The sequence below is a fragment of the Faecalibacillus faecis genome, assembly GCF_003024675.1.
GTDB classification, from domain to species: Bacteria; Bacillota_I; Bacilli_A; order Erysipelotrichales; family Coprobacillaceae; genus Faecalibacillus; species Faecalibacillus faecis.
Window position 1 is genome coordinate 69,264 of sequence record NZ_PYLP01000007.1, and the last position, 26,107, is coordinate 95,370.

At 30.3% G+C, this 26,107-nt stretch carries 26 protein-coding genes and 1 other annotated feature; of the genes, 2 read left to right on the plus strand and 24 right to left on the minus strand.

What is annotated here, in order from left to right; genetic code table 11:
- Positions 1-141: 141 nt before the first annotated feature.
- The 15 genes from malQ to C7U55_RS07325 all read right to left on the minus strand — a co-directional run bounded on the left by malQ (position 142) and on the right by C7U55_RS07325 (position 15,718).
- Positions 142-1,608 (minus strand): 4-alpha-glucanotransferase, encoded by a 1,467-nt coding sequence (gene malQ / locus C7U55_RS07260; RefSeq protein ID WP_106988000.1) that lies wholly within the window; start codon positions 1,606-1,608, stop codon positions 142-144.
- Positions 1,609-1,685: 77 nt separating this feature from the next.
- A complete protein-coding gene (ileS, locus tag C7U55_RS07265) occupies positions 1,686-4,424 on the minus strand; it encodes an isoleucine--tRNA ligase (protein ID WP_106988001.1) in 2,739 nt (912 codons plus the stop codon).
- Between the two features lie 39 nt (positions 4,425-4,463).
- Positions 4,464-4,662, minus strand: a binding site (T-box leader).
- Positions 4,634-5,074, minus strand: a complete 441-nt coding sequence (locus C7U55_RS07270; RefSeq protein WP_048924415.1) for a DivIVA domain-containing protein — start codon at positions 5,072-5,074, stop codon at positions 4,634-4,636. (Overlaps the previous feature by 29 nt.)
- A gap of 13 nt (positions 5,075-5,087) precedes the next feature.
- Positions 5,088-5,843 carry a YlmH family RNA-binding protein gene (locus tag C7U55_RS07275; protein ID WP_106988002.1) on the minus strand — a complete coding sequence of 252 codons (756 nt, stop codon included), beginning with the start codon at positions 5,841-5,843 and terminating at the stop codon, positions 5,088-5,090.
- Positions 5,844-5,870: 27 nt separating this feature from the next.
- Positions 5,871-6,302 (minus strand): cell division protein SepF, encoded by a 432-nt coding sequence (locus C7U55_RS07280; protein WP_106988003.1) that lies wholly within the window; start codon positions 6,300-6,302, stop codon positions 5,871-5,873.
- A gap of 66 nt (positions 6,303-6,368) precedes the next feature.
- Positions 6,369-6,611, minus strand: a complete 243-nt coding sequence (locus C7U55_RS07285) for a PRC-barrel domain-containing protein (RefSeq protein ID WP_106988004.1) — start codon at positions 6,609-6,611, stop codon at positions 6,369-6,371.
- A gap of 25 nt (positions 6,612-6,636) precedes the next feature.
- Positions 6,637-7,404 carry a sigma-70 family RNA polymerase sigma factor gene (locus C7U55_RS07290; protein ID WP_227212626.1) on the minus strand — a complete coding sequence of 256 codons (768 nt, stop codon included), beginning with the start codon at positions 7,402-7,404 and terminating at the stop codon, positions 6,637-6,639.
- Between the two features lie 38 nt (positions 7,405-7,442).
- Positions 7,443-8,141 (minus strand): RNA polymerase sporulation sigma factor SigK, encoded by a 699-nt coding sequence (sigK, locus tag C7U55_RS07295; RefSeq protein ID WP_106988006.1) that lies wholly within the window; start codon positions 8,139-8,141, stop codon positions 7,443-7,445.
- Complete coding sequence (locus tag C7U55_RS07300) at positions 8,141-8,878, minus strand: sigma-E processing peptidase SpoIIGA (protein ID WP_048924410.1); 738 nt, start codon at positions 8,876-8,878, stop codon at positions 8,141-8,143. Before C7U55_RS07300 ends, sigK begins: the two co-directional genes overlap by 1 nt.
- A gap of 80 nt (positions 8,879-8,958) precedes the next feature.
- Positions 8,959-10,443, minus strand: a complete 1,485-nt coding sequence (locus C7U55_RS07305) for a glycoside hydrolase family 1 protein (RefSeq protein ID WP_106988007.1) — start codon at positions 10,441-10,443, stop codon at positions 8,959-8,961.
- Positions 10,444-10,545: 102 nt separating this feature from the next.
- The gene (locus tag C7U55_RS13455) at positions 10,546-10,803 is read right to left on the minus strand and encodes a hypothetical protein (RefSeq protein ID WP_146139615.1); all 258 of its coding nucleotides are present in this window, start codon (positions 10,801-10,803) and stop codon (positions 10,546-10,548) included.
- Positions 10,804-10,859: 56 nt separating this feature from the next.
- On the minus strand, positions 10,860-11,234 hold the full coding sequence (locus C7U55_RS07310; RefSeq protein WP_106988008.1) for a hypothetical protein: 375 nt from the start codon (positions 11,232-11,234) through the stop codon (positions 10,860-10,862).
- Positions 11,235-11,315: 81 nt separating this feature from the next.
- Positions 11,316-11,963, minus strand: a complete 648-nt coding sequence (locus C7U55_RS07315; RefSeq protein ID WP_162297428.1) for an RNase H family protein — start codon at positions 11,961-11,963, stop codon at positions 11,316-11,318.
- A 52-nt stretch (positions 11,964-12,015) separates the two neighbouring features.
- Positions 12,016-12,960, minus strand: coding sequence for a 3-hydroxyacyl-CoA dehydrogenase (locus C7U55_RS07320; protein WP_106988010.1), 945 nt, complete (start codon positions 12,958-12,960; stop codon positions 12,016-12,018).
- A 115-nt stretch (positions 12,961-13,075) separates the two neighbouring features.
- Positions 13,076-15,718: a YhgE/Pip domain-containing protein gene (locus C7U55_RS07325; protein ID WP_106988011.1), complete on the minus strand. Its 2,643-nt coding sequence runs from the start codon at positions 15,716-15,718 to the stop codon at positions 13,076-13,078.
- Positions 15,719-15,868: 150 nt separating this feature from the next.
- Between C7U55_RS07325 and C7U55_RS07330 the strand changes: the two genes are divergently transcribed.
- The gene (locus C7U55_RS07330; protein WP_106988012.1) at positions 15,869-16,300 is read left to right on the plus strand and encodes an Rrf2 family transcriptional regulator; all 432 of its coding nucleotides are present in this window, start codon (positions 15,869-15,871) and stop codon (positions 16,298-16,300) included.
- 57 nt (positions 16,301-16,357) lie between these two features.
- Here the strand turns inward: C7U55_RS07330 and C7U55_RS07335 are convergent, their stop codons facing one another.
- The 4 genes from C7U55_RS07335 to C7U55_RS07350 all read right to left on the minus strand — a co-directional run bounded on the left by C7U55_RS07335 (position 16,358) and on the right by C7U55_RS07350 (position 20,254).
- Complete coding sequence (locus tag C7U55_RS07335; RefSeq protein ID WP_106988013.1) at positions 16,358-18,376, minus strand: GLUG motif-containing protein; 2,019 nt, start codon at positions 18,374-18,376, stop codon at positions 16,358-16,360.
- A 158-nt stretch (positions 18,377-18,534) separates the two neighbouring features.
- Complete coding sequence (locus C7U55_RS07340; RefSeq protein WP_106988014.1) at positions 18,535-19,131, minus strand: hypothetical protein; 597 nt, start codon at positions 19,129-19,131, stop codon at positions 18,535-18,537.
- A gap of 11 nt (positions 19,132-19,142) precedes the next feature.
- A complete protein-coding gene (locus C7U55_RS07345) occupies positions 19,143-19,697 on the minus strand; it encodes a chromate transporter (RefSeq protein ID WP_106988015.1) in 555 nt (184 codons plus the stop codon).
- Positions 19,694-20,254, minus strand: a complete 561-nt coding sequence (locus tag C7U55_RS07350) for a chromate transporter (protein WP_106988016.1) — start codon at positions 20,252-20,254, stop codon at positions 19,694-19,696. Before C7U55_RS07350 ends, C7U55_RS07345 begins: the two co-directional genes overlap by 4 nt.
- A 95-nt stretch (positions 20,255-20,349) precedes the next feature.
- Between C7U55_RS07350 and C7U55_RS07355 the strand changes: the two genes are divergently transcribed.
- Positions 20,350-21,207 carry a LysR family transcriptional regulator gene (locus C7U55_RS07355; RefSeq protein WP_106988017.1) on the plus strand — a complete coding sequence of 286 codons (858 nt, stop codon included), beginning with the start codon at positions 20,350-20,352 and terminating at the stop codon, positions 21,205-21,207.
- Positions 21,208-21,231: 24 nt separating this feature from the next.
- Here C7U55_RS07355 and rsmH read toward each other — a convergent pair whose 3' ends face one another.
- The 5 genes from rsmH to C7U55_RS07380 all read right to left on the minus strand — a co-directional run bounded on the left by rsmH (position 21,232) and on the right by C7U55_RS07380 (position 26,095).
- Complete coding sequence (gene rsmH, locus C7U55_RS07360) at positions 21,232-22,278, minus strand: 16S rRNA (cytosine(1402)-N(4))-methyltransferase RsmH (RefSeq protein ID WP_106988018.1); 1,047 nt, start codon at positions 22,276-22,278, stop codon at positions 21,232-21,234.
- A 131-nt stretch (positions 22,279-22,409) separates the two neighbouring features.
- Positions 22,410-23,285, minus strand: a complete 876-nt coding sequence (locus C7U55_RS07365) for a YitT family protein (protein WP_106988019.1) — start codon at positions 23,283-23,285, stop codon at positions 22,410-22,412.
- A complete protein-coding gene (locus C7U55_RS07370; RefSeq protein ID WP_106988020.1) occupies positions 23,279-24,022 on the minus strand; it encodes a copper homeostasis protein CutC in 744 nt (247 codons plus the stop codon). Before C7U55_RS07370 ends, C7U55_RS07365 begins: the two co-directional genes overlap by 7 nt.
- Positions 24,023-24,030: 8 nt before the next feature.
- A complete protein-coding gene (locus C7U55_RS07375; RefSeq protein ID WP_106988021.1) occupies positions 24,031-25,137 on the minus strand; it encodes a Sapep family Mn(2+)-dependent dipeptidase in 1,107 nt (368 codons plus the stop codon).
- A 1-nt stretch (position 25,138) separates the two neighbouring features.
- Positions 25,139-26,095 carry a N(4)-(beta-N-acetylglucosaminyl)-L-asparaginase gene (locus C7U55_RS07380; protein ID WP_048924393.1) on the minus strand — a complete coding sequence of 319 codons (957 nt, stop codon included), beginning with the start codon at positions 26,093-26,095 and terminating at the stop codon, positions 25,139-25,141.
- Between the last annotated feature and the right edge of the window lie 12 nt (positions 26,096-26,107).

Sequence of the window (26,107 nt, forward strand, 5' to 3'; positions counted from 1 at the left end):
GATGTTTATTATATTTTTTCTTAAATAAAAATCAATTTATTCTTATCAAAAATAAAAATAAAAGCGATTACATTGTTAAAAAATAAAAAAAAACCGCTTTTACCACGGTTTTTTAGGCTTTTTAAAAAATAAGTATGGTATTTATCTTTTAGACTTATCTATCATTTTCTTAATATCTTTTAGTTTCTTTTTATAGTCATCAAACGATGTTAAACGATATGACCAGTTATATGAACCGACTGTTCCAGGAAGATTGACACGAGCTTCTTTTCCATAACCAAGTAAATCTTGAACAGGAAGCATCGCAATCAAAGCATCACAATCAAAAGCATAACTTAAAATATCTTGTATGACATCTTCTCCTTTATAGCCTAAAGAAATCATGACCTCTTTTATAAATTCTTTGTCTTCTAATTCATCATACCATTGTTTTAAGGGTGCGTTGTCATGTGTTCCCGTATAAACAACAGATTGTTTAGGTATTTTATATTTTACTTTTCTTTCATCTTCACCAAATGAAAATTGCATAACTTTCATTCCCAGTAAATGATAATGATCACGTAATTCATGAACTTCTGGTCTTAATTCTCCTAAATCTTCAACAATCATATTTAATTCAGGAAGTTGTTTATAAACTGAATCTAAGAAATGATAACTTGGCCCTTCAATCCATTTTCCTTCACTTGCCGTCTTACTTCCATAAGGAACCGACCAATACGTATCAAAGGCTCTAAAATGATCAATACGCAAAATATCAAAGATTTCATTATTCCATTTTAATCTTTTAATCCAAAAATTATATCTTGTTTTCTTTAAATAATTCCAATTATAAAGAGGATGTCCCCATAATTGACCATCCGCAGAAAAATAATCAGGTGCTGCTCCTGAAATATAAAGTGGATAATAATCTTTTCCTAATTGAAAACATTTACGATATTCATAAACATCAGCTGAATCATTTCCTACATAAAGTGGAAGATCTCCCATAATAGAAATACCTTTTTCGTGAGCATGTATTTTTAATAAATTAAATTGTTTAACAAAAATATATTGTAAGAATTGAATATAGGCAATTTCATCTTCTAATCCTGCATTACTTCCACTTACTTTTTGATCTTCTTCATTCCAATCAGCCCAAGGTAACCCATCATTCGCTTGGTTTAAAGCCATAAAACGGGCATATTTTTTTAACCAAAATGTTCCTTTAACAAAAGTACGATATTCTTTTTTGAGTTCTTCATCTTGTAAAAATGTTTGATAGGCTTTTCTTAAATATTTATCTTTAAAAAGACGTACACGTTTATAATCTACTTTAGGATAATCTTCTAAATAAGAGGGAACTTCTTCTAATAAATGCCATTCTTGTAATAAATCCAAAGAGATATAGATTTCATCTCCTGCAAAAGAAGAATAAGGTGTATAGGGTGAATTCCCTGAACTTGAGGGATTTAGTGGTAATATTTGCCAGATGGAAAAACCAGCTTTTGCACTTAAGTCGATAAATTCATAAGCACTTTTCCCTAAATCACCAATTCCATGACGACTAGGCAAGCTAAATAAGGGCAACAAAACACCTGCTTGTCTTTGTTTTAAACTTTTTAATTTCATAATGAAACTCCTTACATTTGTAATCTTCTTTCATTTTATCATTTTAAAGCATAAAAAAAAAGACGATTGCTCGTCTTTTATTCAGCTACACGGTGAGCTACACTTGCACAACGCGAACATAATTCACCATTCATTTCATCTTCATCAAAATAGTTCCAACATCTTGGACATTGTACACCATTGAATTTTTCAACCTTGATGTAGCTTGTTTCATATTCTTCTAAAGTTGTATCATTTACTAATTCAACTTTTGCTACAATGAATAATTGTTTTAAATCATCTTTTAAGTTAGCAATATCTTTATATTCATCTTTTAAAGATAAAGTTACTTTTGTTTCCATATTCGATTTAATTAATTTTTCATTTCTTAAACCTTCCATAGATTTTAAGACATCTTTTCTTACTTCCATAAATTTAGAGAAATAAGCTAAAACTTCTTCTTCGTTTTCAATATTAAATAATTCATATTTTGGTTCTAAGAAGATAGATTCTGCTTTTGTTTCATCACAATGGAAATGATCATGTAGTTCTTCAGCTGTAAATACTAGTACTGTTGATAATAATTTCATCATTGTTTTTGCATGATGATATAAAACTGTTTGAACTTGTCTTCTACGTGGAGAATTTGCATCTTCAATGTATAAGATATCTTTTGTGAAATCCATATAGAATGAACTTAAGGTATTTGTAAAGTAATTTAAGATTTCTTGGTTTGCTGTAGCAAAATCATAGTTTGCATAAGCTTCATCATAGGCTTTCATTAATTCATTTAATTTAGCTAACATATATTGATCAACACCAGGTAAATCTTTGATTTCTACTAAATCACTTGCTTTGAAATCATTTAAGTTACCTAAAACAAATCTCATTGTATTACGGATTTTACGATATCCTTCAGCCACTTGTTTCATAATTTCATCAGAAATACGAACATCTTGTTGATAAGCAACAGAAGTAGCCCATAATCTTACAATGTCAGCACCATATTGATTAACAAGTTTAATAGGATCTACTGTATTTCCTAAAGATTTAGACATTTTATTTCCTTTACCATCTAATACGAAACCATGTGATAAGACAGTTTTATAAGGGGCTTTACCATGAGCAGCTACACCGATAATTAATGATGAGTTGAACCATCCACGATATTGGTCACTACCTTCAAAGTAAAGGTCTACTGGATAATTAAATCCTCTTTCTACCATGACACCTGTATGTGAACTTCCTGAGTCGAACCATACATCCATGATATCTTTTTCTTTTTTGAAGATACCATTTGGTGAATGTTCATTTGTATATCCTTCAGGTAATAAATCTTTTTCATCTCTTTCAAACCAAACATTTGATCCATGTTCTCTGAATAATTTAGAAATATGATCAAATACTTCTTGTTCAATGATTGGTGTTCCATCTTCACAATAGAAAATAGGAATTGGAACACCCCAAGTACGTTGACGTGAAATACACCAGTCTCCACGATCTCTAATCATGTTATAGATTCTAATATGACCCCATTCATTTAACCAGTTAACACTATCAATTTCACTTAATAATTTATCTCTGATTTTATCTAATGAACAGAACCATTGATCAGTTGCTCTAAAGATAATAGGTTTTTTAGTACGCCAATCATGTGGGTAACTATGCGTAATGAATTCAAGTTTTAATAAAGCTCCAATTTCATCTAATTTCATAGTCACTGTTTTATTCGCGTCATCTACATATTGACCGGCTAACCATTCACCACAATCTTCCATCATACAACCGTGTTCATCAACGTTACAATAAGCTGGTAAATTATATTTTTGACCTACAAAGAAGTCATCTGCCCCAAATCCAGGTGCAGTATGAACGCATCCAGTACCAGAATCAGCAGTTACGTGATCTCCTAAGATAACTAATGATTCTCTATCATATAATGGATGTTGACAAGTGATGTATTCTAATTCAGATCCTTTATAATGATTAACAACTTTGTAATCAGTGATTTCAAATTTAGCCATTAATTCATCAACTAAAGTATCTAAAACAATTAATTTTCCTTTTTCTGTTTCTACTAAGGCATAGTTATAAGAAGCATTTAAACAGATAGCTAAGTTAGCTGGAATTGTCCAAGGAGTTGTTGTCCAAATAACGAAATTAACATCATTATCTAAGATTCCTTTACCGTCTTTCACTTGGAATTTAACAAAAATTGTTGGTGATTTGATATCATGATATTCAACTTCAGCTTCAGCTAAAGCAGATTCACTTGATGGTGACCAATATACTGGTTTTAATCCTTTGAAAATCAATCCATCCACCGCCATTTTAGCAAACACTTCAATTTGTCTTGCTTCAAATTCATGTTGTAATGTTAAATATGGGTGTTTATAATCCGCAAATGTCCCCATACGGATAAGTTGTGCCATTTGTTTATTTACTTGTTCATGTGCATAAGCATCACATTTTTCTCTAAATTTAGCTGTTGGCATTTCTTTACGGTTAACACCTAATTTTTGAATAGCATTTTCAATTGGTAACCCATGTGTATCCCATCCAGGAATATAAGGTGTGTAGAAACCATTCATATTTTTATAACGACAAATAACGTCTTTGATAACTTTATTTAACATGTGTCCCATATGCATATTTCCATTTGCATAAGGAGGCCCATCATGGAAGACAAAACTGTCTTTTCCTTCATTTTGTTGGATAACTTTGTTGTACATGTCATTTTCTTGCCAACGTTCTACATATTTAGGTTCTTTTTTTGGTAAGTTTCCACGCATTTCAAAGTCAGTTTTTGGCATTAATAATGTGTCTTTGTAATTCATTTTTTCTTTCCTCTCTTTAAAAATAAAAAAACACATCATCCTAAGGACGATGTGATCGCGGTACCACCTTAATTCGTATTTTCATACGCTCTTGAAATCTTAACGCGATTAACGTCACCTTCTACTTAGTTCAAAGGGCTACTCCAGAGTGATTCATTATAATCCGTGTTACTGATTTTCACCAACCATCAGCTCTCTTAAAACGTAAATTATAAACTGTCTCCTTCATCGTATTTATCTTCATTAATTAAATTATAAACTTCTGATTGGTCAATAGACTCAAGGATATCTTTTGACATTTTTTCGACCGAAGCTCTAAATTTAACAGCTTGCGCTTTAAAGTCACTCATTTCATCAGATAATGAACGAACATACTCTAGCGATTCGCTCAGTATCATATTAGCATTCTTTTTCGCTTTGTCAATAAGTTCACTCGCTTCTTTTAGGGCAAGACGCGCAATTTCTTCATTTGTTTGTTCTTGGATGTTCACACGATGCTGTAATAATGACTTTTGTTTTTCTAAGTGTTCATAGTCTTCTTTTAATTTATTTATTTGCTCATTTAAAGATTTGATTTCTCGGTCTTTTTGATCCATTAAATCATCGACCTGTTCTTTATTATAACCAAATAATTGTTTTTTTAATGGCATCTTGTTCACTCCCCTACTTATAAAAATACCCTTCAACCACATAGTTATTTGAACGTGTTTGTCTGTTACAATCAACAAACATGACTCTTCCATGCTTTTTGAATGATATTATGTCTTTATTATTACACAAATAATTTATTTGTTCAACCGGTTTATGATTAACTTTTACGTGGCCTGCACGAATAAATTCAGCCGCTTTCTGTCTAGATATTTTATAGAAAGAAGAAATGATTTTATCAAGTCTCATTGAAGAAACAATAAAGGATTTTATGATATATTCATTCTTTACTTCTATTTCTTCTTGACACTTGGTAAGTTTCACCTTACTTCTTTTAATCATTTTAAGTTCATCTTTTAAATATTCATAAATAGGACGATCGACGGCTAAATAAAACTCTTTATCTTTTTCAACAATATCGCCAAATAATTCTCTTTTAATTCCTAAAGACATCAAAGCTCCCAAAATATCTCGATGACTTAATTTTTCAAAATTTTTAGCATAAACGATTTTGCAAACCACAATTTCAAAATCACTTTCTTCGATTTCATAAAAATCAGGCGCTAAAATCATTCTTTTACTTTCACTATTTAAAAATCCACCCTGTTCTTTTATTTGAATGTCACCATGACCAATAATACTTCTTACAATTGATTGATGATAAGGATCTAAAAAAGAAGTTAAAATAAGTCTTTGTTTATAATCTATTTGATCTTTATAATCCAAGATTTTTTTAACAAAGACTTCTTCCCCTTTAAAATGTTCTAACATATTAAAAAAGTATGGAAACCATACTTTTTAATCTTCTTGTTCATCTTCATCTAAATCAATTGTACCAGCAACAGAAATATTACGAGGTGTACATAAGAAAATCTTTGGACCAATTCTTTGAATATCCCCTTCAATTGCATAAATAACACCGCTTAAGAAATCTACCACACGTTTTGCTTGATCTTTTTGTAAACGATGTAAATTTACAACAGTAGCTTTTTTAGTTTTTAAATAGTTTGCAATATCTTGAGTTTCTCCAAAAGAACGTGGTTCAAATAAAACTAAATGACTATCTTTATTCATATTTAATGATTTAACAGCTTCGCTTGTTTTAGAGAACTTGGCTTGTTCAAATAAACTTGTTTTAGGTTCAGTATCAACCTCTACAGCATCATATTCTTCAACCACATCTTCTCCATCGCCATCTTCATCAAAAAACCATTTTTTTACTTTATCCATGAAGTCGTCCTCCTTTGATTTCTTCTCCATTATATCATACATTTCTCTTTAATCAAAGCAAACGTACTAATCATGTTCAATATTTACTAAAATAACATCTCCTTTTAAAGAGACCACACATTGAATTGGAATAACAATAACCGGTGGTTCTTTAAAAAAACAAAGAAAGTGAAAGAAATTGATTTTTTCAACAATCAATGCTTGAATACATCTTTGACACCAATCTACTTCAATATCTGCAATATAACCAATCTTCCTGCCATCATAAACATTAATGACATCTTTTGATTGTAAAGAAACAAGTCGCATTTTATCACCTGTATAAAAATATGCTTTAAACTAATTTTTTATGTAGTTTTTCTAAAGCATTTTTTTCAATACGAGATACTTGAGCTTGTGAAACAAAAAGCTCTTTCGCAATTTCACATTGTGAATAGCCCTTATAATAACGTTCTTGAATCACTTTTTGTTCTCTTGGATTTAAACAAGTCATCGCTTTTTTTAAATCTAAGTGTTGATGATAATGTTTGAGTGTTTCTTTATCGAGGGGAATCATATCAATAAGATGGAGTTCATTTTGATCATCATGACCAATAATTTCTTGAAAAGAAGCAACACTTTGGGTAGATTGTATTGCTTCTATAATTGAATGTTGATCTATTTGTAGATTACTTACGAGTTCTTCAATAGTTGGTTCTCTTTGTTTTTCTACAAGATATTTTTCTTTTTCTTTTAAGATAGCATAAGAAAGGTCTTTGACCGTTCTTGAAATCTTTACTTGACTCTCTTCTCTTAAATAGCGTTTCATTTCACCAAGAATCAAAGGAACGGCATAGGTTGAAAATTGTAATTGATAGCTGGTATCAAAATTATCAATGGCTTTAATCAAGCCGATCATTCCAACTTGAAATAAATCTTCATAATGCTTTGATTTTTGATAAAAGCGTTTCATTAATGAAAGAACAAGACGCATATTTCCTACAAGAAGTTCTTCTTTAACTATTGGGTCATGTGTTTTTTGATATTTTTCAATAAGTATATAGAATTCTTGTTTAGAAAGCGTTTTTTGTAAAGTAATGTATCTATTTTGTTGTTTTTCCACAATAATCACCAAAATTATTTTGGCTTTTTTGTCATTTTTTATTCTTTGACTTCATCAAAGTTTAATTGATTTCTTAATTTTTTAATAATCTTTTTTTCAAGACGCGAAATATAAGACTGCGATATTCCTAAAAGCTTAGCCACATCTTTTTGCGTTAATTCATCATGATTTGAAAGCCCATATCTTAAAATCAAGATTTCTTTTTCACGTTCATTTAAATCTTTTAAAGCTTCATAAAATAATTTTCTTTGATCGCTTTTCATCATTTCTTGTTCAACAAGATCATCATCTGTTCCTACGATATCACCAAGTAAAAGCTCATTGCCATCATAATCTATATTAAGAGGTTCATCCAAAGATATCTCATAACGTATTTTATTATTTTTCCTTAAATACATTAATATTTCATTTTCAATACACCGTGAAGCATAGGTTGCTAGTTTAATGTTTTTATCTGCTTTAAATGTATTGATGGCTTTTACAAGTCCAATCGTACCAATACTAATTAAATCTTCTAATGGACAATTTGTACTATTATCATACCTTTTAGCCACATAGACAACGAGTCTTAAATTATGTTCTATCAAAGTATCTCTTGCTTTTTGATTTCCTGAAACAGCTTGTTCAATCACTTTTCTTTCTTCTTCCCCTTTTAATGGAGGAGGTAAAATATCATGTTTACCAATATAATAAAGAAACTGATTTTGATTTAAAAATTGACGAAATACATCCCACATTAGATTACACCTCCCATCAATTCTTGATTAAGCAAGCAATCATACTTTAAATCATCTAATACACCAATATAAACATTATCTAGTTTTTGTTGATTGACTAAAATTGAATCAATTAAAAGAATATCAATTTTACGTTTTTTAATACCTTCTAGTTGGATTTGATCAATTTGTTTATAAGGATATAGAATACTTTTTTTAATAAAAATCAAGGGATAGCCTTTATAGTATGCCTCATTTCCACTATCTAAAAATCCTTTACAATAAATTGTTTTATTTTCTTGAAAAAGAATAACATCATAAAGATAATTTTGATGTTTTATTTTTCTTTTAGTATACGTTAGATAAATACTTTGAATAATAAGAAATAAAAAGGTAATAACAATAATAACTAAATTCTTATAAGAAATAGGGGTAATCAAGATTCCATTATAAATAAATGATTCTTTTATTAGGGTATTGATAAAGAACAGTATTGAAAAATAAACGATTAAAAAAACTGGAAAATATAAGAAAAATTGTTTTTTAAAAAAGAATAAAAAAAGGACAAACCAGTATAAAAAACTTATATATGGCAAATAGTCTATATAAATGAGAATAACTGATATATTACTTAAAAAACTCAAGAAAAGGATTTTCATAAAAGACCAATGAATATTAAGCAATAATGAAATCATTTCATAAGTCATGATAAATAAGATACCATTCATACAATAAGTTAATTCTACATAGATATCCATCTTGCTTACCCCTTTATCATCATATATGATTACACTAAAAAAAAATGTCAAAAAAAAGATGTGATTTTTAAAATCACACCTTATTCATCCTCTAATAAAACTTCCCCATTAGATTCAATTATTTCTTTATAACGATAATAAGAATCTTTTAATTTTCTTTCTAGCGTACCATGTCCATCATTAAAACGGTCTACATAAACAAAACCATAACGTTTTTTCATTTCACCAGTACCAGCTGATACAACATCAATTGGACCCCAATATAAATATCCTCGACAATCAACACCATCTTCAATAGCATCATTAACATTCTTTAAATGTTCTTCAATATAATGAACTCTGAAATCATCATGAATTTCACCTTTTTCATCAATATTTTCATCTAAACCAACACCATTTTCTACAATTAATAATGGTAAATGATAACGATCATATAAAACATTTAAAGTATAACGTAATCCTACTGGATCAACAGCCCATCCCCAAGGTTGAGGTGCTTTATCTTTAAGATATGGATTATCACGGCATGTAAGTCCACCTGTATCTACTTTTAAGTTCACGTCACGATCAAATGTTGTTGAACGATAATAACTAAATGATAAGAAATCAACTGTATTTTCTTTGATCAATTTTAATTCTTCATCACTAAATTCTACATTTACTTGATCTTCTTTCCATACTTTCTTTAAATAAGTTGGTACAATACCTAAGCAGAATGGATCTGCCATAAAGAAAATATTCATACGTTGAGCATCTAATGTTCCAACAACATTTAATGGGTCACAGTTATATGGATAAGTAGCTACTGATGAAGCTGTCATCATACATCCAATTTGGTAATCTTCACTAATTTCATGCCCTAATTGAACTGTTTTCGCATTTGCGACTAAGATATTATGATAAGCATCCCATTGATCTTGTTTTGTTGTTGAACCAATTGGATCACTAGGATCTTTAGGATCTTTGATTGTAAGAACCCCACCAGCAACAAGTGGCATTCTAAATAAAGCATTGACTTCATTAAATGTAAGCCAAAATTTAACTTTTCCTTTATAACGTGTAAAAACAGTTTTTACATAACGTAACCAAAAATCAATCATTTTAGGATTTGACCATCCGCCATATTCAGTAATTAAATGAAGTGGTGTTTCATAGTGTGATAAAGTAATCACTGGTTCCATTCCTAATTCATTCATACAAGCAAACATATCATCATAATAGGCAAGTCCTGCTTCATTTGGTTCTAGTTCATCTCCATTTGGGAAAATTCTTCCCCAAGCAATTGAAGTTCTAAAACTGTTGAATCCCATGCCTTTCATAAGTTTTAAATCTTCACGGTAACGATGATAACCATCAACAGCTTTATGACTTAAATAAACTTTATCGGGATTTAATTCCATTTTATATTTTTTCTTTGTTTCATCCCATTTAATACCAGGATCTTTTGACATAATACCTACTAATACATCTGTAACGTTTGGTTGTTTACCATCCTCTAACCAAGCCCCTTCATATTGGTTGGCAGCAATAGCTCCACCCCATAAAAAACCTTTTGGAAAACTCATTTTCTCTACCTCCGTTTTTATCTATTGGTATTATAACACTTACAAAATAAGAGATTTATTCATTTCATAATATGAAAAAAGAGCAATCTTTTTAATTACTCTTTAAAAATATATTTTAATAATCTCTTTCTTCCCTTGATAGTCTATTCTATTATTTAAAAAGGTTACTAATGGCATGAGTACTTCATCATGTTTGGGATACTTTTTTATAGTATCATGTTTTTGGTTCAAGTATATCATAACAAGTTCTTCCTCGTCATAATTTTCTTTGTTTTCTTCTTTTCCATTCTTCCTTTCTTTTTTACTTTGTAAACATCTACATCTCCATCTTTTCTTTTTGTTGCTTGTGGCATGATCCACAATGAATAGACTTTCTTCATTACATCATAGTTTTTATCATCATATTCCCTTCCCCATTATGTTGTTAATATCCTTAGTACATACGCTATTCCTCTTGTTACAAGTGAATAACCTGGATGAATATTATTTTGTATTTCAACATTTAAATAGATTCGTTTATTGGCTCCATTTAATTGAGGAAGATCAACACAACATAGCATATCAAACTTTACTGTTCCATAGTTTGGTATCATATTTTCATTATTGAGCCACCTAAAACGCTGTTCATCCTTGATGATTTTCATAATTTCTTTAACACTTAAATATCTTACTTCTCTTACAAATTCATGAATCATTCTTGCTAGCATCTCCTGATTTCCTACGATTGCTTTGCAATGTTGATCTAACATGACTTTATGATTGGTTATTGTATTTTGTATTATCGTTTCCATAAGTAGTTCTCCTACTTATTTATTCGCTCTTTTTTTGCTTTTTTCTTCTTTTTTGTAAAAAAATTGGAAATTTCTTTCCAATTATCTACCAAGCGCTAAGTTAGCGAGTTCATCTGCTCGATCATTATATCGATTGATTTTCGTTTTATTTGCGACATGTGATTTTACTTTCACAAAAGTAATTTCAATTTGTTTTTCATATTCTTTCATTTGTTTTACATAAAGATTTTCAAGTCTTTCATCTTCATTAACCCACGCTCCTGTCGCATAGAAAGCAACACCTTCATAATCATGAATTACATACATTTTCTTGTATCCTTGTTGAACGCAATAAGAAACTGCATCTAACGCTGCTTTTAATTCTCCCATAACTTGATTATATTCTACAAATTCATCATCAAATTTTTGACAGTTTGTATAAATTTCTTGATTATTTTCAACAATTGTTACACCAAAGCTATAAGCATAACATGTATCTCCATTTGTTAAACAACTTCCATCTACATAAGCATATGGTACATCTTTTTCATTTAAATTAAGTTGTGATTCATCCATTGTTTGTTTAAAAGATGCAATATAGCTCTCTACATCTTTTAACTCTTCTTGCGAAAACCCCTTATAAACATATTTTCCTTCGCTTACAAGTTTTTGACATTCGCTCCATTGTTTAAATTTATAAACCTCTTTTGTTAGTTTATCAATTGCGACATATAGTACCTTTTTGACCATTTTTCCATCTCCATCCCTCTTTATAGTTATAATAAATAAAAAAACAATTCTTCTAATATTTATAAAAACCTTCACCTGAAGCCATTCCAAGTTTTCCTTCATCAATATATTTCTTTAACATCTTAGCCATTCCTTTAAAATTATAAGGAGCTAAAAATGAAGGAACTTTTAAATACATTGAAACAATATTATAAGCTGTCGTAAGTCCTACCGTATCTAAAATTTGGAAAGGTCCTTTCGGAGCTCCTGTACCTAAAGTCCAAGCTTTATCTATACTTTCAGGATCACTAATCCCATTAACATAAAGATCCATACCTGAAAATAATAAAGGAACAAGCATAGAATTTAATAAATATCCTGATTTTTCTTTACGAACAGGTAATGGTATCATTCTTATTTCTTTAGCAAAATCCATAATCAAATCAAAATATTTTTGATCCGTTTGTTTTTGTGCCATGACTTCTGTCATATTATTTTTCCAAATACTATTTGCAAAATGTAAAGATAAATACTTATTTGGACGCTTTGTATATTTAGCGAACTTCGATGGTAATAATGTCGATGAGTTTGTAACAATCACTGTTTTTTCTGGTAATAAGTCTGCCATCTTTTTATAAATATCTATTTTTTGTTCAACATTTTCCGCCATTGATTCAATAATTAAATCGGCATCACCAACTGCTTTACTTAAATCTAATTCTAATTTAATATTTTCATAAGCACGATCAGCTTTTTCTAAACATTTTTCTTTATCAAAATCTTCATAATCACTAATACCTATTGCCCAATTTTGAGGTGTTTTTCCCTCATCACTTGCCATCAAAGTAATAGTATCATGATAAACTTCTTTTAAATGGTCTAACTTTGGCTGACATCTTCCTATGCTTCCTTCGCTTCTAAGCCAAATCGTTACATTAAATCCACAATACGCTGCTTGATAAGCAATTTGACTTCCTAAAACGCCTCCACCAATAACAACAACATTTTTAATTTCCATAGATTCATCCTCCTACCTTTATTTTATCATTTTGTTAAAATATTCACAAAAAATATTTTCACTTTTAGTTTGAACTACATATAAAAAAGAACCCTATTTCTAGGATTCCTTTATACTATTCAGCTTTTGTTGAATTTACTTCTTCAAACATTTGAGGAATTGTATGTTTATCTTCTTTGTTTTTATATTTGAAGTAAACAACTGTTAATAATGAACATACAATTAAGATTCCTGCAAATACTGCAATTTCAACTGAAATTGAAGGAGCTGTCATACTAATTGTTTTTCTAAATCCATCTACACTATAAGTATATGGAACAAATTTATGAATAGCTTTGTAGATAGCCGGACCTGTATCTAATGGATAAGTACCAGCAGAACCACCTAAGTTAACAATCATGAATACAAGCAACAAGAAGTCTCCGATAAATCCTGTTGTTAAACTTAACAACATAACAAGTGACATAAATGCCGCCGATACGAGAATCGCGAGCAAGTATGTTAAACCTAAGTTAACAGGTTCAAATCCATTGATTAATCTTAAAGCAGTTACCATAACGATTGCAGCTAATGTAGAAACTGTATACATAACAGTTGCTTTACTAGCCCAATATTTCCATGCATTTTCAGCTTTCTTAATACCATGTCTAATTGGGTACATTAACGCAAACGCTAAGCATGTTACATATAAACCAACTGACATCATATATGGAGCCATTGCATGACCGTTATTTTCAACTTTAGAAATTTCTTTATGGCTTGTTTCAACTGGAGTAGCAACCATGTCTGTTGTTTTATCAGTTGAATCAATCTTACTTTCTTCTGCACCAGATTTTAATGCATCATTTAAAGTATTTACACCATCAGCTGCACTTTCAATACCTTCGCCTAAAGTATCAGAACCAGCAGCTAACTGACCAGCACCATCACTAATTTGACCAGCACCACTTGCTAATTGATTAGCACCATTCAACAATGTTGAGTTATTGCTTACTAATGTTGAAGTACCATTAGCTAATTGATCAACACCATTTGATAAAGCAGTAATTCCTTGAGTTAATGCAGGAACATTACTATTTAATTGAGATGTACCATTAGCTAAAGCAGTAGCACCACTTGTTAAAGTTGTATTGTTACCAGTAATTGTTGATAAACCTTCTTGTAAGCTAGATACACCAGCTGTATAAGCTTGAACTCCTGAAACTAAAGCATCTTTTGAATCAACTGTTACGTTAACTGCTTTATTGTTCACTACAGTTGCATATGTTCCACCATTAACTTTAGCATTTACTTCATTTAATCCAGCTTGCACTGTTTGTGTTCCTTTTAATAATCCTGTAGGAATTTCTGTTCCATCTGTTAAAGTACCACCATTAAGGGCAGCATCTAAATCAGTTAAACTATCTTTTGTTGAACTAGATAAAGTAGTAATTGCTGTATCAGCACCAGTTGTATAAGTAGCAACAGAATCCATATATGAATCTATTCCATTAGGATATGCTGATTCTGGCAAATAATTTGCCAAGCTAAATACATTAGGTATTGTACATTGATCAATTTGTTCTCTAGTCATACCATTTAACAATAAAGTATTAGCTATTTTTGTTAATTGTTCTGCATAAGCTGTTGATCCTTGATTATTAAGTGATGCTGCATTAGAATTCAATGTTTTAATTAATGTTGCATAACTATCTAATGATTTTTTACCTTTAGATAATTGAGTCAACGAATCTTGACTTGCTACCATCTTTTGCTTTGAAGCTTCTAGATTTTGTTGTAATTTTTTCACCCCATCAACTACTTGTTGATTTCCTTCTGCTAAAGATTGAACACCTTTACCTAAACTACTAACACCTTCGTTTAATGTAGTATTATTTGCTACTAATTGATTTGCACCTTCTGTAGCTTGACTTACACCTGCTGTATAATCATTAACACCTTTGCTCAATGTTTGTGCACCAGTATTTAAATCATTAATACCTTTAGCTAATGTAGGAGTTGCACTACCTAAAGTACCAACACCATCTTTTAATTGATAGATACCGTTATTTACTGTAACGACACCATCTGTATAACTTTTTAATCCTTGAGTTAAAGTATTTGTACCATCTTTAAATGTTAAAGAGCTACTTGCTAATACTTTTAAGTTATCACTAATTGTTTTGTTACCATCTTCTAATTGAGTCATACCATCAGATAATTGTTGAGTACCATCGCTGGCTTCAGCAAATCCATCTGACATTGTACCAATTGAAGAAAAGATTGTTTCAGCATATGTTTTTGTTACTGAAGCTGAAACTTCAGCTTTAATTTTTGCGATTGCTGAATCATCCATTTTTGATGCAACATAGTTTGTACCTGGGTTTGTTGTATAATTTAAAACCATTTTTTTAGGATTTTTATCCAACAAAGTTGTTGCATTTTTTGAGAAATTGCTTGGAATCGTAATGACCATATAATAGTCACCATTTTTTAGTCCCTTATTTGCTTCTTTTGAATTTACAAAATGAAAATCTAATGAATCGTTGTCTTTTAATTTTTTGACTAATTGATCACCAACGTCTAATTTCTTATCGTTGTATTCAACTGCCTTATCTCTATTAACGACAGCGACAGGAAGATCTCCACTGTTTCCATATGGATCCCACATAGATCCAAGGAAGACAACTGTGTAAATACTAGGAATAAGAATAAGAGCAACTAAAACAATTTGAATCCAATGATTTTTTAAAATGTTTTTCCACTCTTGCTTAATCATAAATATCCTTCTTTCTATCTTCTATAGACATTTTACATCCATAGATATATAATGTCTATAGAGTATTATAATTTTTTCAATATAAATGTCAATATTCTTACATACAAAATATAAAAAATTAGTTATAATAAAAAAAGGGAAGGGATTACAATGAGAATAAGAAAAAGTTTTGAACAAGCAATTTGTATTTTATTGCTTATTGGAACAAGTGAAGGACCATTAAAGAGTCATGAACTTAGTAAAAAGCTTGATGTTTCTGATTCATATTTAAAGAAAGTAACAAGACAATTGGTCGTTGCTGGTCTTATTACTTCTAAGGCAAGTAAATTAGGTGGTTTTATTTTAAATAAAAAAATGAATGATATATCATTTTTAGATATCTTTGAAGCAATCGAAGGAAAGGAAACTTTTATTGAAACAACGCATCTTGTTGATAAAGTATTTGATCCTGCTTTAAATCTACATCATACCGAAGATGTCATCATGAATCATTTAAATGCTGCAGAAGATCAATACAGACAAAAACTCAAAGAAATTAATCTTGGTGAGATTACAAATTATGTTCATCAAAATACAATATAAAAATAGGCTATTTGAATAAGCCTATTTTTATTATATGGTTCTATTTCTATTTTTTGCTTAAATCATTTCAATTTTTTTAACCGTAACAACTAATCCAACAAAAGATATTATAAGAAGTATGCTATATAAAACATAATTAGCAGTATCTCCTGTTTTTGTAACTATGCTATTCTTATTGTCTTGTTTTACAGTTATACTTTCATTCTTATTACCTGTTACTTGTACTAAGTTATTATTATCTTTAACAACAGTAAATGTTGTACTTGCTAAGCCATCTGTCCATACAATTTCAAATGTATGTTTTCCTGCAGCTAGCGTGTTAAGATAATCTTCTTTTAATGTTACAACAGTTGAACCTTCGCTAACAGTATAATTCTTTGTATCAACAATAATACCATCTACTTTTACACATTTGAATTTTGAAAATTCCCCATTACCTCTAATTACAAGGCCTTTATGAGCATCTTGTGTCCATGAACTATCAGCACCATCTAAAATTTTATATTCTTGTCCTGGAGATGGTACAACTTTGGAAATTTTTTCTGTTTCTTCATGCTTACAAACTTCACAGACTCTCTTTTGTTCACCTTCTTGTTTTTCAGTAGCTTCTCGCACAATTTGCCAATTACCAAATTTATGTCCTGTAGCTTTAATAACAATAGGTTCACCTATAGAATTTATCATATTACTATCTGAATACATTAATCCACAGTCTTCACATTTCCAGTATTCTTCAAATCCATCTTCTGTACAAGTAGCTGGTTTTCCATTCACTTTAACAACATGATGTGCACCATCATAATCTTCACATATATTAGCCTTCAACTGATTAGTTTCTACTTTGCTGACTCCATCAATATCACGTGGTTCATCCCCTCCAACAGATTTGAGATCTGGATTAAGCGTTTTATCAAAAGAACAATCTTTTAAAGTTGTATTTCCCTCGATTTGTCCTGTATATCCACCTAATTCATAATTTGAAGAAACACCGTTCACTTTACCTGCAGCATGACTGTTTTCGATATTAGACGATCCTAATGTTCCCGCAAAAGTTCCTGCTTTTGGTTCCCATTCACTTACTGTACTAGTTACATTACCTTTTGCAACACAATTTTGAATCACAGCATTTTGTGCAAATCCAATAAAGCCTCCAGCATTCCAATTATTTGCCGTTATTTCCACATCAGCCAAACAATGTTTGTATGTAGAAAGCAGTTGCCCATTATCATTATCTAATGCATATCCAACAAATCCTCCTAATGCCCAATTTCCAGAAATTTTTCCTGTAGCAGTACAATTTTCATAAATAGATCCGCTATCCATCCCAACAAAACCACCACTATTATCTACACCAGAAATTTGAACATTTTCTACCATACAATTTGAAACTTTAATTCTGTTTACATTCCCTAGCATTCCACCAGTAATATTACCATAATCAGCGAATCCTTCAATTTGAATTAAACCTCCAGATACAATAATATTATCAAATTTTACAGTGCATCCAGAATTAGTCATTACAAATCCAACAAGAAGTCCATTATTCGTTTCATTTAGTCCAGTTCCATTATTATAAATAGATCCATTCTTAATCGTCAAATTTACTACTCCACAATTTATATTGCTGTCTGAACAAACAATATTACCAAAAAAACCACCATTGTATTGATCATTTTGTTGATCAACAATCATTCCAGAAACTGTTTTACCATTTCCATCAAAATATCCACAAAATGGTTTATCCTCAGTCATTCCACTACGATACCATTTACGTAATCCAATCGGAGTCCAACAGTATTTTTGTAAATCAACATCTTTTTCCAATTTAAAATACTTTCCACTATATTTTTCTCCTCCTGCTACATCTTTAGATAGTTTAGCAAGCTGTTCTGCTGTTTCAATTTGCCATGGGTCTTCAGCTGTTCCACTTCCTCCTGCAAAATCAGTTGCTGCATAATCTGTCCAAATACCATTTGGGGCATCTTTTGCAAATACTGGTATCGACATACATGTAATACTAAAGAAAATACTTATTATAATTCCTAATATAAACCTTTTACGATATCTTTTTCTCATTTTATTTTCCTCCTTCTTGTTGATACTCCCTGTATCATTATTTTATATAAGAACTCTAAAAATGTCAATTTATAAACTTAAACGCTTCCATTTTTTACAAACAAAAACTCAAGGGCTGTTCCTTGAGCTATCTATTATAAAATATTCTTAAATACATCTTATTTTTTATTAAATAACAATTCCAATAAATGAACACCATTTCCTTTTCCTAAAAGAATTCCTTTTAAACATCGATTGCATGTACAAATTACTTGTTCATTATGAAATTGTTGAACATATTCTTTCATATATTTTTCTTGTATTTCTTTAGAATAATGCGATAAATGTTCATTCTCTAAATCCTTTGTTTCATAGTGGAGTGTTCCACAAAAAATAGAATTTTCTTTATTCTTTTCTATTTCAATGACTTCTATATTCATTTTCTTCAAAAGATTTCTAACAGCTTGATGTACTTCTGGATGATTGCAATCACGATAACAATCTTGAAGATACATTTTTTGCCCATGATAATCAGGAAAAGAAAAATCATCTAATTGATCAAAGTATTCCCAAAGTGACATTGTTTGTACTTTATCTTCAATTTGGTGTCGACACGCTTGACAAACATACAAACCAATATCTTCTTTTTCTAATTCACTTTGATCTATTTTACAACATTTCGCAATTGGCATCCTCTTTTCAAAATATTCCTTAACTTTTTTTGCTGTTTTGCGATGCATAACAGCAAAGTTACAACTTGGATAATAAATATACATTCTCTTTCCTCCTAAAGTATTTGAATAACTACTTCACTGATTCCCGCAAGAACCATAACTAGAATTGGATTTAACTTATATTTTCTAAGTAAAATCAAACAGATGATAAAAACAATAATTGCATGGTATCTTATATAAGAAACACCAATTAATGAATCTTTAAAAAATGAAGAAATCAAAATACTGATTCCGCTAATTGCAATCATAGAAACCACTGCTGGTCTTAAATAAGAAAGAATTATTTTCATCACTTTCATATCTTTATATTTTACATAAAAATAAGCAAGCAATGATACAAGAATACATGAAGGTAAAATACAGCCAAAAGTGGCAATAAGAGCACCAGGTAAATGAGCTACATATTGTCCAACAAATGTTGAAGAATTGACGGCAATAGGTCCCGGTGTCATTTGGGAAATTGTAATAAGATCTGTAAATGTATTTTGACTGATCCAATGATAGGTGGAGATTACTTGTTGACTGATAAGTGGTAATGCCGCATAACCACCACCAAAACTAAAGAGTCCTATTTGGAAAAATGCCCAAAATAATTGTAAATAAATCATGCCTTTTTCCTCCTTATAAATAACTCAACAAGTGCAAGTAAAATACATCCTAAAATAATGTATATAATGTTCACATTTAAAAAGTAATTTAAAACAAAAGAACCTACCATAATCAAAATATTTCTTTCTTTATGTTCATCCATCACACTTAAAACCATATCATAAACCACACTTACGATAATTGCCCCAATTCCAGAGCGCATCCCAAGAAGCATTGCACTGATGATTTTATTAGTAATAAAAATCTTATAGAAATAAGCAACCACACTAATAATAATGATTGGTGGAATGATTGTGCCAATCACACAAACAACAATTCCTAAAATACCTGACATCTTATATCCCAAAACAATGGCTCCATTAACTGCAATCGCTCCTGGAGCACTTTGAGCAATAGCTACGAGATCCAACATTTCTTTTTCATCAATGTAATGGAGTTGATCAACAAATCGTTCTTTTAATAGAGAAACAATGACATAACCCCCACCAAAAGTAAATGCAGATAAATAAAGTGTTGATGTAAATAATTCAAGTAATAATCTTCTTTTTTCTTTCATTTTCTTCACCTACTTCATCATAGTACACATTGATTCATCTGTAAAATATTATATAATTATAATATACATAGGTGTTTACTTATATAGGAGGAATTATGACATTAAGACATTTAGAAATATTTATGAGCGTTTATCATCAAAAAAGCATTACTAAAGCAGCCAAAGAGCTTCATATTAGCCAACCATCAGTTTCTCTAGCCATTAAAGAACTCGAAGAAAAATATCAAACGATTCTTTTTGATCGTATGAATCGCCAAATTTATCCAACAGAAAAAGCACATCTTTTATATAATCATTCCATGCAAATTTTGTCATCTCTAGAAAATATGGAAAATGAAATGTATAACGATCAAGTTAAAAGTATTTCTTTTGGTTGTAGTATGACACTATCTCAAGTATTTCTACCTCATTTTTTAAAAACCCTTAAAGAAAAATATCCGACTATTGATTTTCATATCAATGTTAATAATCTCAAAGAAATTGAAAATCAGCTTTTAAAAAATGAAATTGATTTTGCTTTGATTGAAACCTTACCCCTTCATCAACTTCATAAAATTCCTTTTTATAAAGATGAATTAGTGATTATTGTAAACAAAAAGCATCCTTTATTAAAAACAAATAATCTAAAAGAACTTGAAAACTATGATTATTATTCAAGAGAAAAAGGAAGTTCAATTTATGAACTTGTCCAAAGTTATTTTATTTCGCATAAGTTAGATATTCATCCCTCTATTGAATGTGTCAATCCATCCTCTTTAATAGAACTTGTTCGTTATAATAACGGCTTTACCATCTTACCAAGTTCACTGGTTAAAAATGAAAAAGAGATAGCTCTTATAAAAAATAAAGATTTTTACATTCAAAGAACCTATCATATTGTCATGCACAAAGATAAAAAACTTTCTTCTATTTATCAAAAAATCTTTGAATTGATAAAAAACTATCCAAAATAAAAAGACAATGATTTCATTGCCTTTTTATTTTGCTTTAATTGCCCAACGCATCTTTGTTGACTTTGCTCTAGAATTACGATGACATTCTTCTTTTCTAGGACGAATAACATTTCGACAAACATCATCATAAATTCCACTATTTTTCATTTCTTTAAAAGCTTTTTTTACAATTCGATCTTCTCCCGAATGGAAAGTTAAGATGGCAACTCTTCCTCCTGGGGTTAAGATTTTTGGAAGTTTTTCCACAAATTCATGAAGCACTTCAAATTCTTGGTTCACTTCAATTCTTAAAGCTTGGAAAACTCTTGCTGCTGTTTTATTAACAAGATCCTTTCTATTTTTATCTTCAATAAAGTTTAAAGTTTTATCAATAATCTTATAAAGCTGTCCTGTAGTTTCAACTTCCATGCCTGAACGAATAAATGAATAAATATTTTTAGCAAGAATGTCAGCATAAGGTTCATCTGAATTTTCTTCTAAAATATTTTCTAATTCTTCTTTTGAAAGTTCTTTTAAGATTTCAGAAGCCGGTTTTCCCATTTTGGGATTCAATCTTAAATCGAGTGGTCCTTCTTTTTTATAAGAAAATCCTCTTTCAGGATTATCAATTTGCATTGAAGAAACACCTAAATCTGCCAAGACAAAATCAAATTTTCCATATTTTTCACTAACTTCATCAATATTTCTAAAGTTTGTAAGAAGTGATGTAAAAATATTTTCATCAAAACCTTTATTTCTTATTCTTTGAGTTGTCTTTTCTATTTCAATAGGATCAATATCCAATCCATAAACATGACCTTGACCTTCTAACTTTTCTAACATTTTAGAAGTGTGGCCACCATACCCTAAGGTACAATCTAACCCTACTTGTCCAGGTTGAATATCTAAAAACTCTAATATCTCATCAACCATAATAGAAATATGCATTCCTGCTGGTGTACTCCCTTTAGAAATAACTTTTTCAATCGTTTCTGGATACATTTCTGGATTTAATTCTTTATATTTTTCATCAAAACTTCTAGGATGTGTTCCTTTATATCTTTTTCTTCTTTTATGTATTTGTTCACTCATAATTATTCCTCATCTCTTTACTCTTTATAATATAACGAATAATCTTTTAAGAAACAATAGAAAGATAACAGACTTATTATTAGCAGTAATAAAAAACTTTTTTCTATTTTTAATATATAAAAAATAAGTTTTTATTCTATTGGTTGTTGATAAAAACCCCCATAAAAATTTTCAGTTTTTATAACATTGACTATCAAATCAGGATCCACATCTTTCATTAAGTCTATAATATCTTGGACTTCATAACTTGAAACGACCGTATGTAATAAATTCATTGGCTGTTTTGAATAACCTCCAATAGCCTCAACACAAGAAATACCATGACGATAATATTGGATATAGGTATCGACAATTTCTTTTGCTTTTCTTGTTGTTATTTGTAATGTTACACGTTCATAACGATGATAAAAAGAATCGATTGTTTTTGTTGATATAAATTGAAATAAAATAGAATATCCTGCATGGATCCAACCAAACATTGATCCAAATATCATAAGAATTAAAGTATTAAAAACAAAAACATATTCCCATATAGATTTACCCTTTTTATTAGAAATATAGAGAGCAATAAAATCTGTTCCTCCAGTGGAAGCGTTTCCTCTAAGCACAAGAACTGCCATTAATCCATAGGAAACACCTCCAAAAGTAATATTTAATAAAATATCATTAAATAAAGGTTGAAATTGACACACTTTTAAAAACAAACTCGCCAAAAATACTTGTAGTAATGAAAAGAGTGTAAATCTTGGGCTAACATTTTTATAGCACAAAATAGCAACAGGTACATTTAAAACAATCATGCCTAATGATGTTGAAAACGAAAAACCAAAATAAGTAGAAGTGATTTTTTCAATAAGAATAGCTACCCCTGTAAATCCACTTGATAATAAATTTGCAGGTTGAATAAAGACTTGAATGACATACGCTTGACTTAACGCAGCAACAAAAACACAAAGAAGCGTTACCAATGTTCTTGCTTTTTTATTTTTATTTAGTTTTTTTAGCATATACTTTTTACAATTTTTTCAACCAATTCTTTGGATACAACATCATAATCATTTTCATGAGGAGCAGGGGCATAAGCATAAGAAACTTCATGTCTGTGTGTTGTTGCATCATTGACCCAATCTTTACAAGAACTATGAACTTGATAAATTCCTGTATACTTCATCATTTCTTTGGCGTTACTTGCATTCATGCCACTTCCTGCAAGTATTTCAATTTGACTTCCATATTTTTCTTGTAAATCTTTAATTAAATCTTTTCCATCCATTGCTTTAGGTTTTAACCCACTGGTAAGAATACGATCCACCCCTAATTCAATTAATAATTCTATCGAAGCATAAGGATCTTCAACACAATCAAAAGCACGATGAAAAACCACTTCTCCTTGATAACTTTTAATAATTTCAATCATTTCTTTGGTTTGTTTAAAACAAATAGAACCATCTTTATTTAAACAACCAAAAGCAATACCATCGGCTCCGTTTTCTAATAAGGACTTTGCATCTTCTTTCATCACTTCAAATTCAATCTCGTTATAACAAAATCCTGCACCTCTTGGTCTTACCATTGTAATTACTTTTAAATTTGTATTCTTTTTTGTAAGTTTTAAAGATGCTAGAGATGGTGTTAAACCACCTAAATGCAAAGCACTATTAAGTTCAATGCGTTTTGCCCCACCATGATAAGCATTTAAAGCATCTTCATAACTTCCACAACATATTTCGATTATTCTTTCCATACTCTCTCCTATAACATTCCTAAATAGTAGATTCCTAATGCATATATTTTTGCATTTTTAATCAAATCCTCAATTTTCATCCATTCATTTGGTTGATGTCCAATACCTTTTTGACCCGGAAAACTTGGACCAAAAGGAACAATATGAGGCATTAATTTAGCGTAAGTTCCTCCCGTAGTGGTAACAGGTGTTCCATCTAATTGCGTTATTTGTTCATATGCCTTAGATAATAAAGAAACCATTGGACAATCTTTTTCAAATTTTACAGGAAAATAATGTTGAACACATGTTACTTCCATATTTTTTGCTTTTTCTCTAATTGTTTCAACAATTGTTTCTAGCGTCATATTTGCAGGATAAGAAAATGTGACCGAAAAAACAAGTTTACTTTTTTCATGTTTCAATACAAAATTACGCATTTCATTTATACCAAATTCTTCATCTTTAAAATCTAAACCGAGTTTTTCTGCATTCGTATTAGCATTTAAAAAATAGTTATTAATGAACAAAAAAAATTCATCAACTTGTTTTTCTTTAGCACTTATTTCAATAACAGCTCTTCCTCTTTCTCCATAAACAACAGGATACTTACAGTCCGGTGTCCACCCCATGACTGGCGGCTTTTCATGTTTTAAATAATACTCTAAATCTTTAAATCCAGTTTCTTCATCACAGCCAAAAATAATTCTTACAGGCTTATGAAGTTTAATATTTAGTTCTTTAATCGCATATAATGCATACAAGCATGTCATAATTGGACCCTTATTATCTAATATTCCTCGTGAATAAATATATCCATCTTCTTCATACGCACTAAATGGGGGATGTTTCCAACCTAAACCTGTAGGTACAACATCTAAATGTCCAATAATGCCAATATAATCTTCACCTTTACCATATTGTGCATATCCTATATAATGATCTAAATTTTTTGTTTCAAATCCCAAAGATTGAGCAATTTCTAAAACCTTGTCAAGTGTTAAAGCAATATCTTTACCAAAAGGTGCCCCTTGTTGAAAAGTTCCTTCAACACTTGGCATTTTTACAATCGTTTTAATATCCTCGATCATTTTTAAAGAAAGCATATCTATTTTTTTTATAATTTCTTCTTCCATACTATTTTTCCTCTAAAGGTGCCATCCTTGTTTTCATATAATGATCAAGCCATTCTTGACTTGCAACTTCATGAATACATTTTCCATCTTTATTTTTTGTAAGATAAACAATAGGTTCTTGATTTTCCGTTGCCACCGCAAATGAAAATCCTTCAATATTAGTTGCAACTCCCCATTCTCCTTTATTATTCATTGCAATTAACGATAGATCCCCTGCATGACCTCTTCTTTCTTTTAAACGATGATCAAGTTGATTAACTGCTTTTTCACAAGCTGCTTGGGGATGCATACCTTCTGCCATTAAGCGAACGATTTCATAAGAAATACATCCTTTCATTAGATCTTCTCCCAATCCAGTTGCTGAAGCTCCACCTACACTTGAATCAACATAAAATCCTGAACCCGCTATAGGTGAATCTCCAACACGTCCTTTTTTCTTCATAAATAAACCACTTGTCGAAGTAGCTGATGTCATTTTCCCTTGTTGGTCAAGACATACCATACCAACTGTATCATGTCCTGCATAAGGTTTTATTTCTTGTTCACGGACTTCTTTCACTCTATTTCTATAATGAATCTTAGCACGATCTGTAAGCATGTTTTTACGTTCAAAGCCTTCTTTATGAGCAAATTTTTCAGCTCCTTCTCCAACTAAAATATTATTTACTTTTTCTTTAGATAAGCGTCTAGCAATTGATACCGGATTTGCAAAATCTTTAATAGCGGCAACTGCTCCAATACTTAATGTATCTCCATCCATATAAGCTGCATCTAACTCTACTTCCATTTCTTCATTAGGAAGTCCTCCATAACCAACTGATTTATAATAAGGAAAATCCTCAACTGCTTTTATTGCTGTTTCTATTGCATCTCCTGCATCTCCTTTTTCTTGTAAAATATGGCTTGCTTCACTAATTCCTTCAACAGCCATACGCCATGTTGCTATTATTCCCCACATTTTCTTTCCTCC

Bases quoted from the DNA above. Each gene is read 5' to 3' on its own strand.
- malQ (WP_106988000.1), bottom strand. From the start codon at position 1,608: ATGAAATTAAAAAGTTTAAAACAAAGACAAGCAGGTGTTTTGTTGCCC.
- ileS (WP_106988001.1), bottom strand. From the start codon at position 4,424: ATGAATTACAAAGACACATTATTAATGCCAAAAACTGACTTTGAAATG.
- C7U55_RS07270 (WP_048924415.1), bottom strand. From the start codon at position 5,074: ATGCCATTAAAAAAACAATTATTTGGTTATAATAAAGAACAGGTCGAT.
- C7U55_RS07275 (WP_106988002.1), bottom strand. From the start codon at position 5,843: ATGTTAGAACATTTTAAAGGGGAAGAAGTCTTTGTTAAAAAAATCTTG.
- C7U55_RS07280 (WP_106988003.1), bottom strand. From the start codon at position 6,302: ATGGATAAAGTAAAAAAATGGTTTTTTGATGAAGATGGCGATGGAGAA.
- C7U55_RS07285 (WP_106988004.1), bottom strand. From the start codon at position 6,611: ATGCGACTTGTTTCTTTACAATCAAAAGATGTCATTAATGTTTATGAT.
- sigK (WP_106988006.1), bottom strand. From the start codon at position 8,141: ATGTGGGATGTATTTCGTCAATTTTTAAATCAAAATCAGTTTCTTTAT.
- C7U55_RS07300 (WP_048924410.1), bottom strand. From the start codon at position 8,878: ATGGATATCTATGTAGAATTAACTTATTGTATGAATGGTATCTTATTT.
- C7U55_RS07305 (WP_106988007.1), bottom strand. From the start codon at position 10,443: ATGAGTTTTCCAAAAGGTTTTTTATGGGGTGGAGCTATTGCTGCCAAC.
- C7U55_RS07310 (WP_106988008.1), bottom strand. From the start codon at position 11,234: ATGGAAACGATAATACAAAATACAATAACCAATCATAAAGTCATGTTA.
- C7U55_RS07315 (WP_162297428.1), bottom strand. From the start codon at position 11,963: ATGGTCAAAAAGGTACTATATGTCGCAATTGATAAACTAACAAAAGAG.
- C7U55_RS07320 (WP_106988010.1), bottom strand. From the start codon at position 12,960: ATGGAAATTAAAAATGTTGTTGTTATTGGTGGAGGCGTTTTAGGAAGT.
- C7U55_RS07325 (WP_106988011.1), bottom strand. From the start codon at position 15,718: ATGATTAAGCAAGAGTGGAAAAACATTTTAAAAAATCATTGGATTCAA.
- C7U55_RS07330 (WP_106988012.1), top strand. From the start codon at position 15,869: ATGAGAATAAGAAAAAGTTTTGAACAAGCAATTTGTATTTTATTGCTT.
- C7U55_RS07335 (WP_106988013.1), bottom strand. From the start codon at position 18,376: ATGAGAAAAAGATATCGTAAAAGGTTTATATTAGGAATTATAATAAGT.
- C7U55_RS07340 (WP_106988014.1), bottom strand. From the start codon at position 19,131: ATGTATATTTATTATCCAAGTTGTAACTTTGCTGTTATGCATCGCAAA.
- C7U55_RS07345 (WP_106988015.1), bottom strand. From the start codon at position 19,697: ATGATTTATTTACAATTATTTTGGGCATTTTTCCAAATAGGACTCTTT.
- C7U55_RS07350 (WP_106988016.1), bottom strand. From the start codon at position 20,254: ATGAAAGAAAAAAGAAGATTATTACTTGAATTATTTACATCAACACTT.
- C7U55_RS07355 (WP_106988017.1), top strand. From the start codon at position 20,350: ATGACATTAAGACATTTAGAAATATTTATGAGCGTTTATCATCAAAAA.
- rsmH (WP_106988018.1), bottom strand. From the start codon at position 22,278: ATGAGTGAACAAATACATAAAAGAAGAAAAAGATATAAAGGAACACAT.
- C7U55_RS07365 (WP_106988019.1), bottom strand. From the start codon at position 23,285: ATGCTAAAAAAACTAAATAAAAATAAAAAAGCAAGAACATTGGTAACG.
- C7U55_RS07370 (WP_106988020.1), bottom strand. From the start codon at position 24,022: ATGGAAAGAATAATCGAAATATGTTGTGGAAGTTATGAAGATGCTTTA.
- C7U55_RS07375 (WP_106988021.1), bottom strand. From the start codon at position 25,137: ATGGAAGAAGAAATTATAAAAAAAATAGATATGCTTTCTTTAAAAATG.
- C7U55_RS07380 (WP_048924393.1), bottom strand. From the start codon at position 26,095: ATGTGGGGAATAATAGCAACATGGCGTATGGCTGTTGAAGGAATTAGT.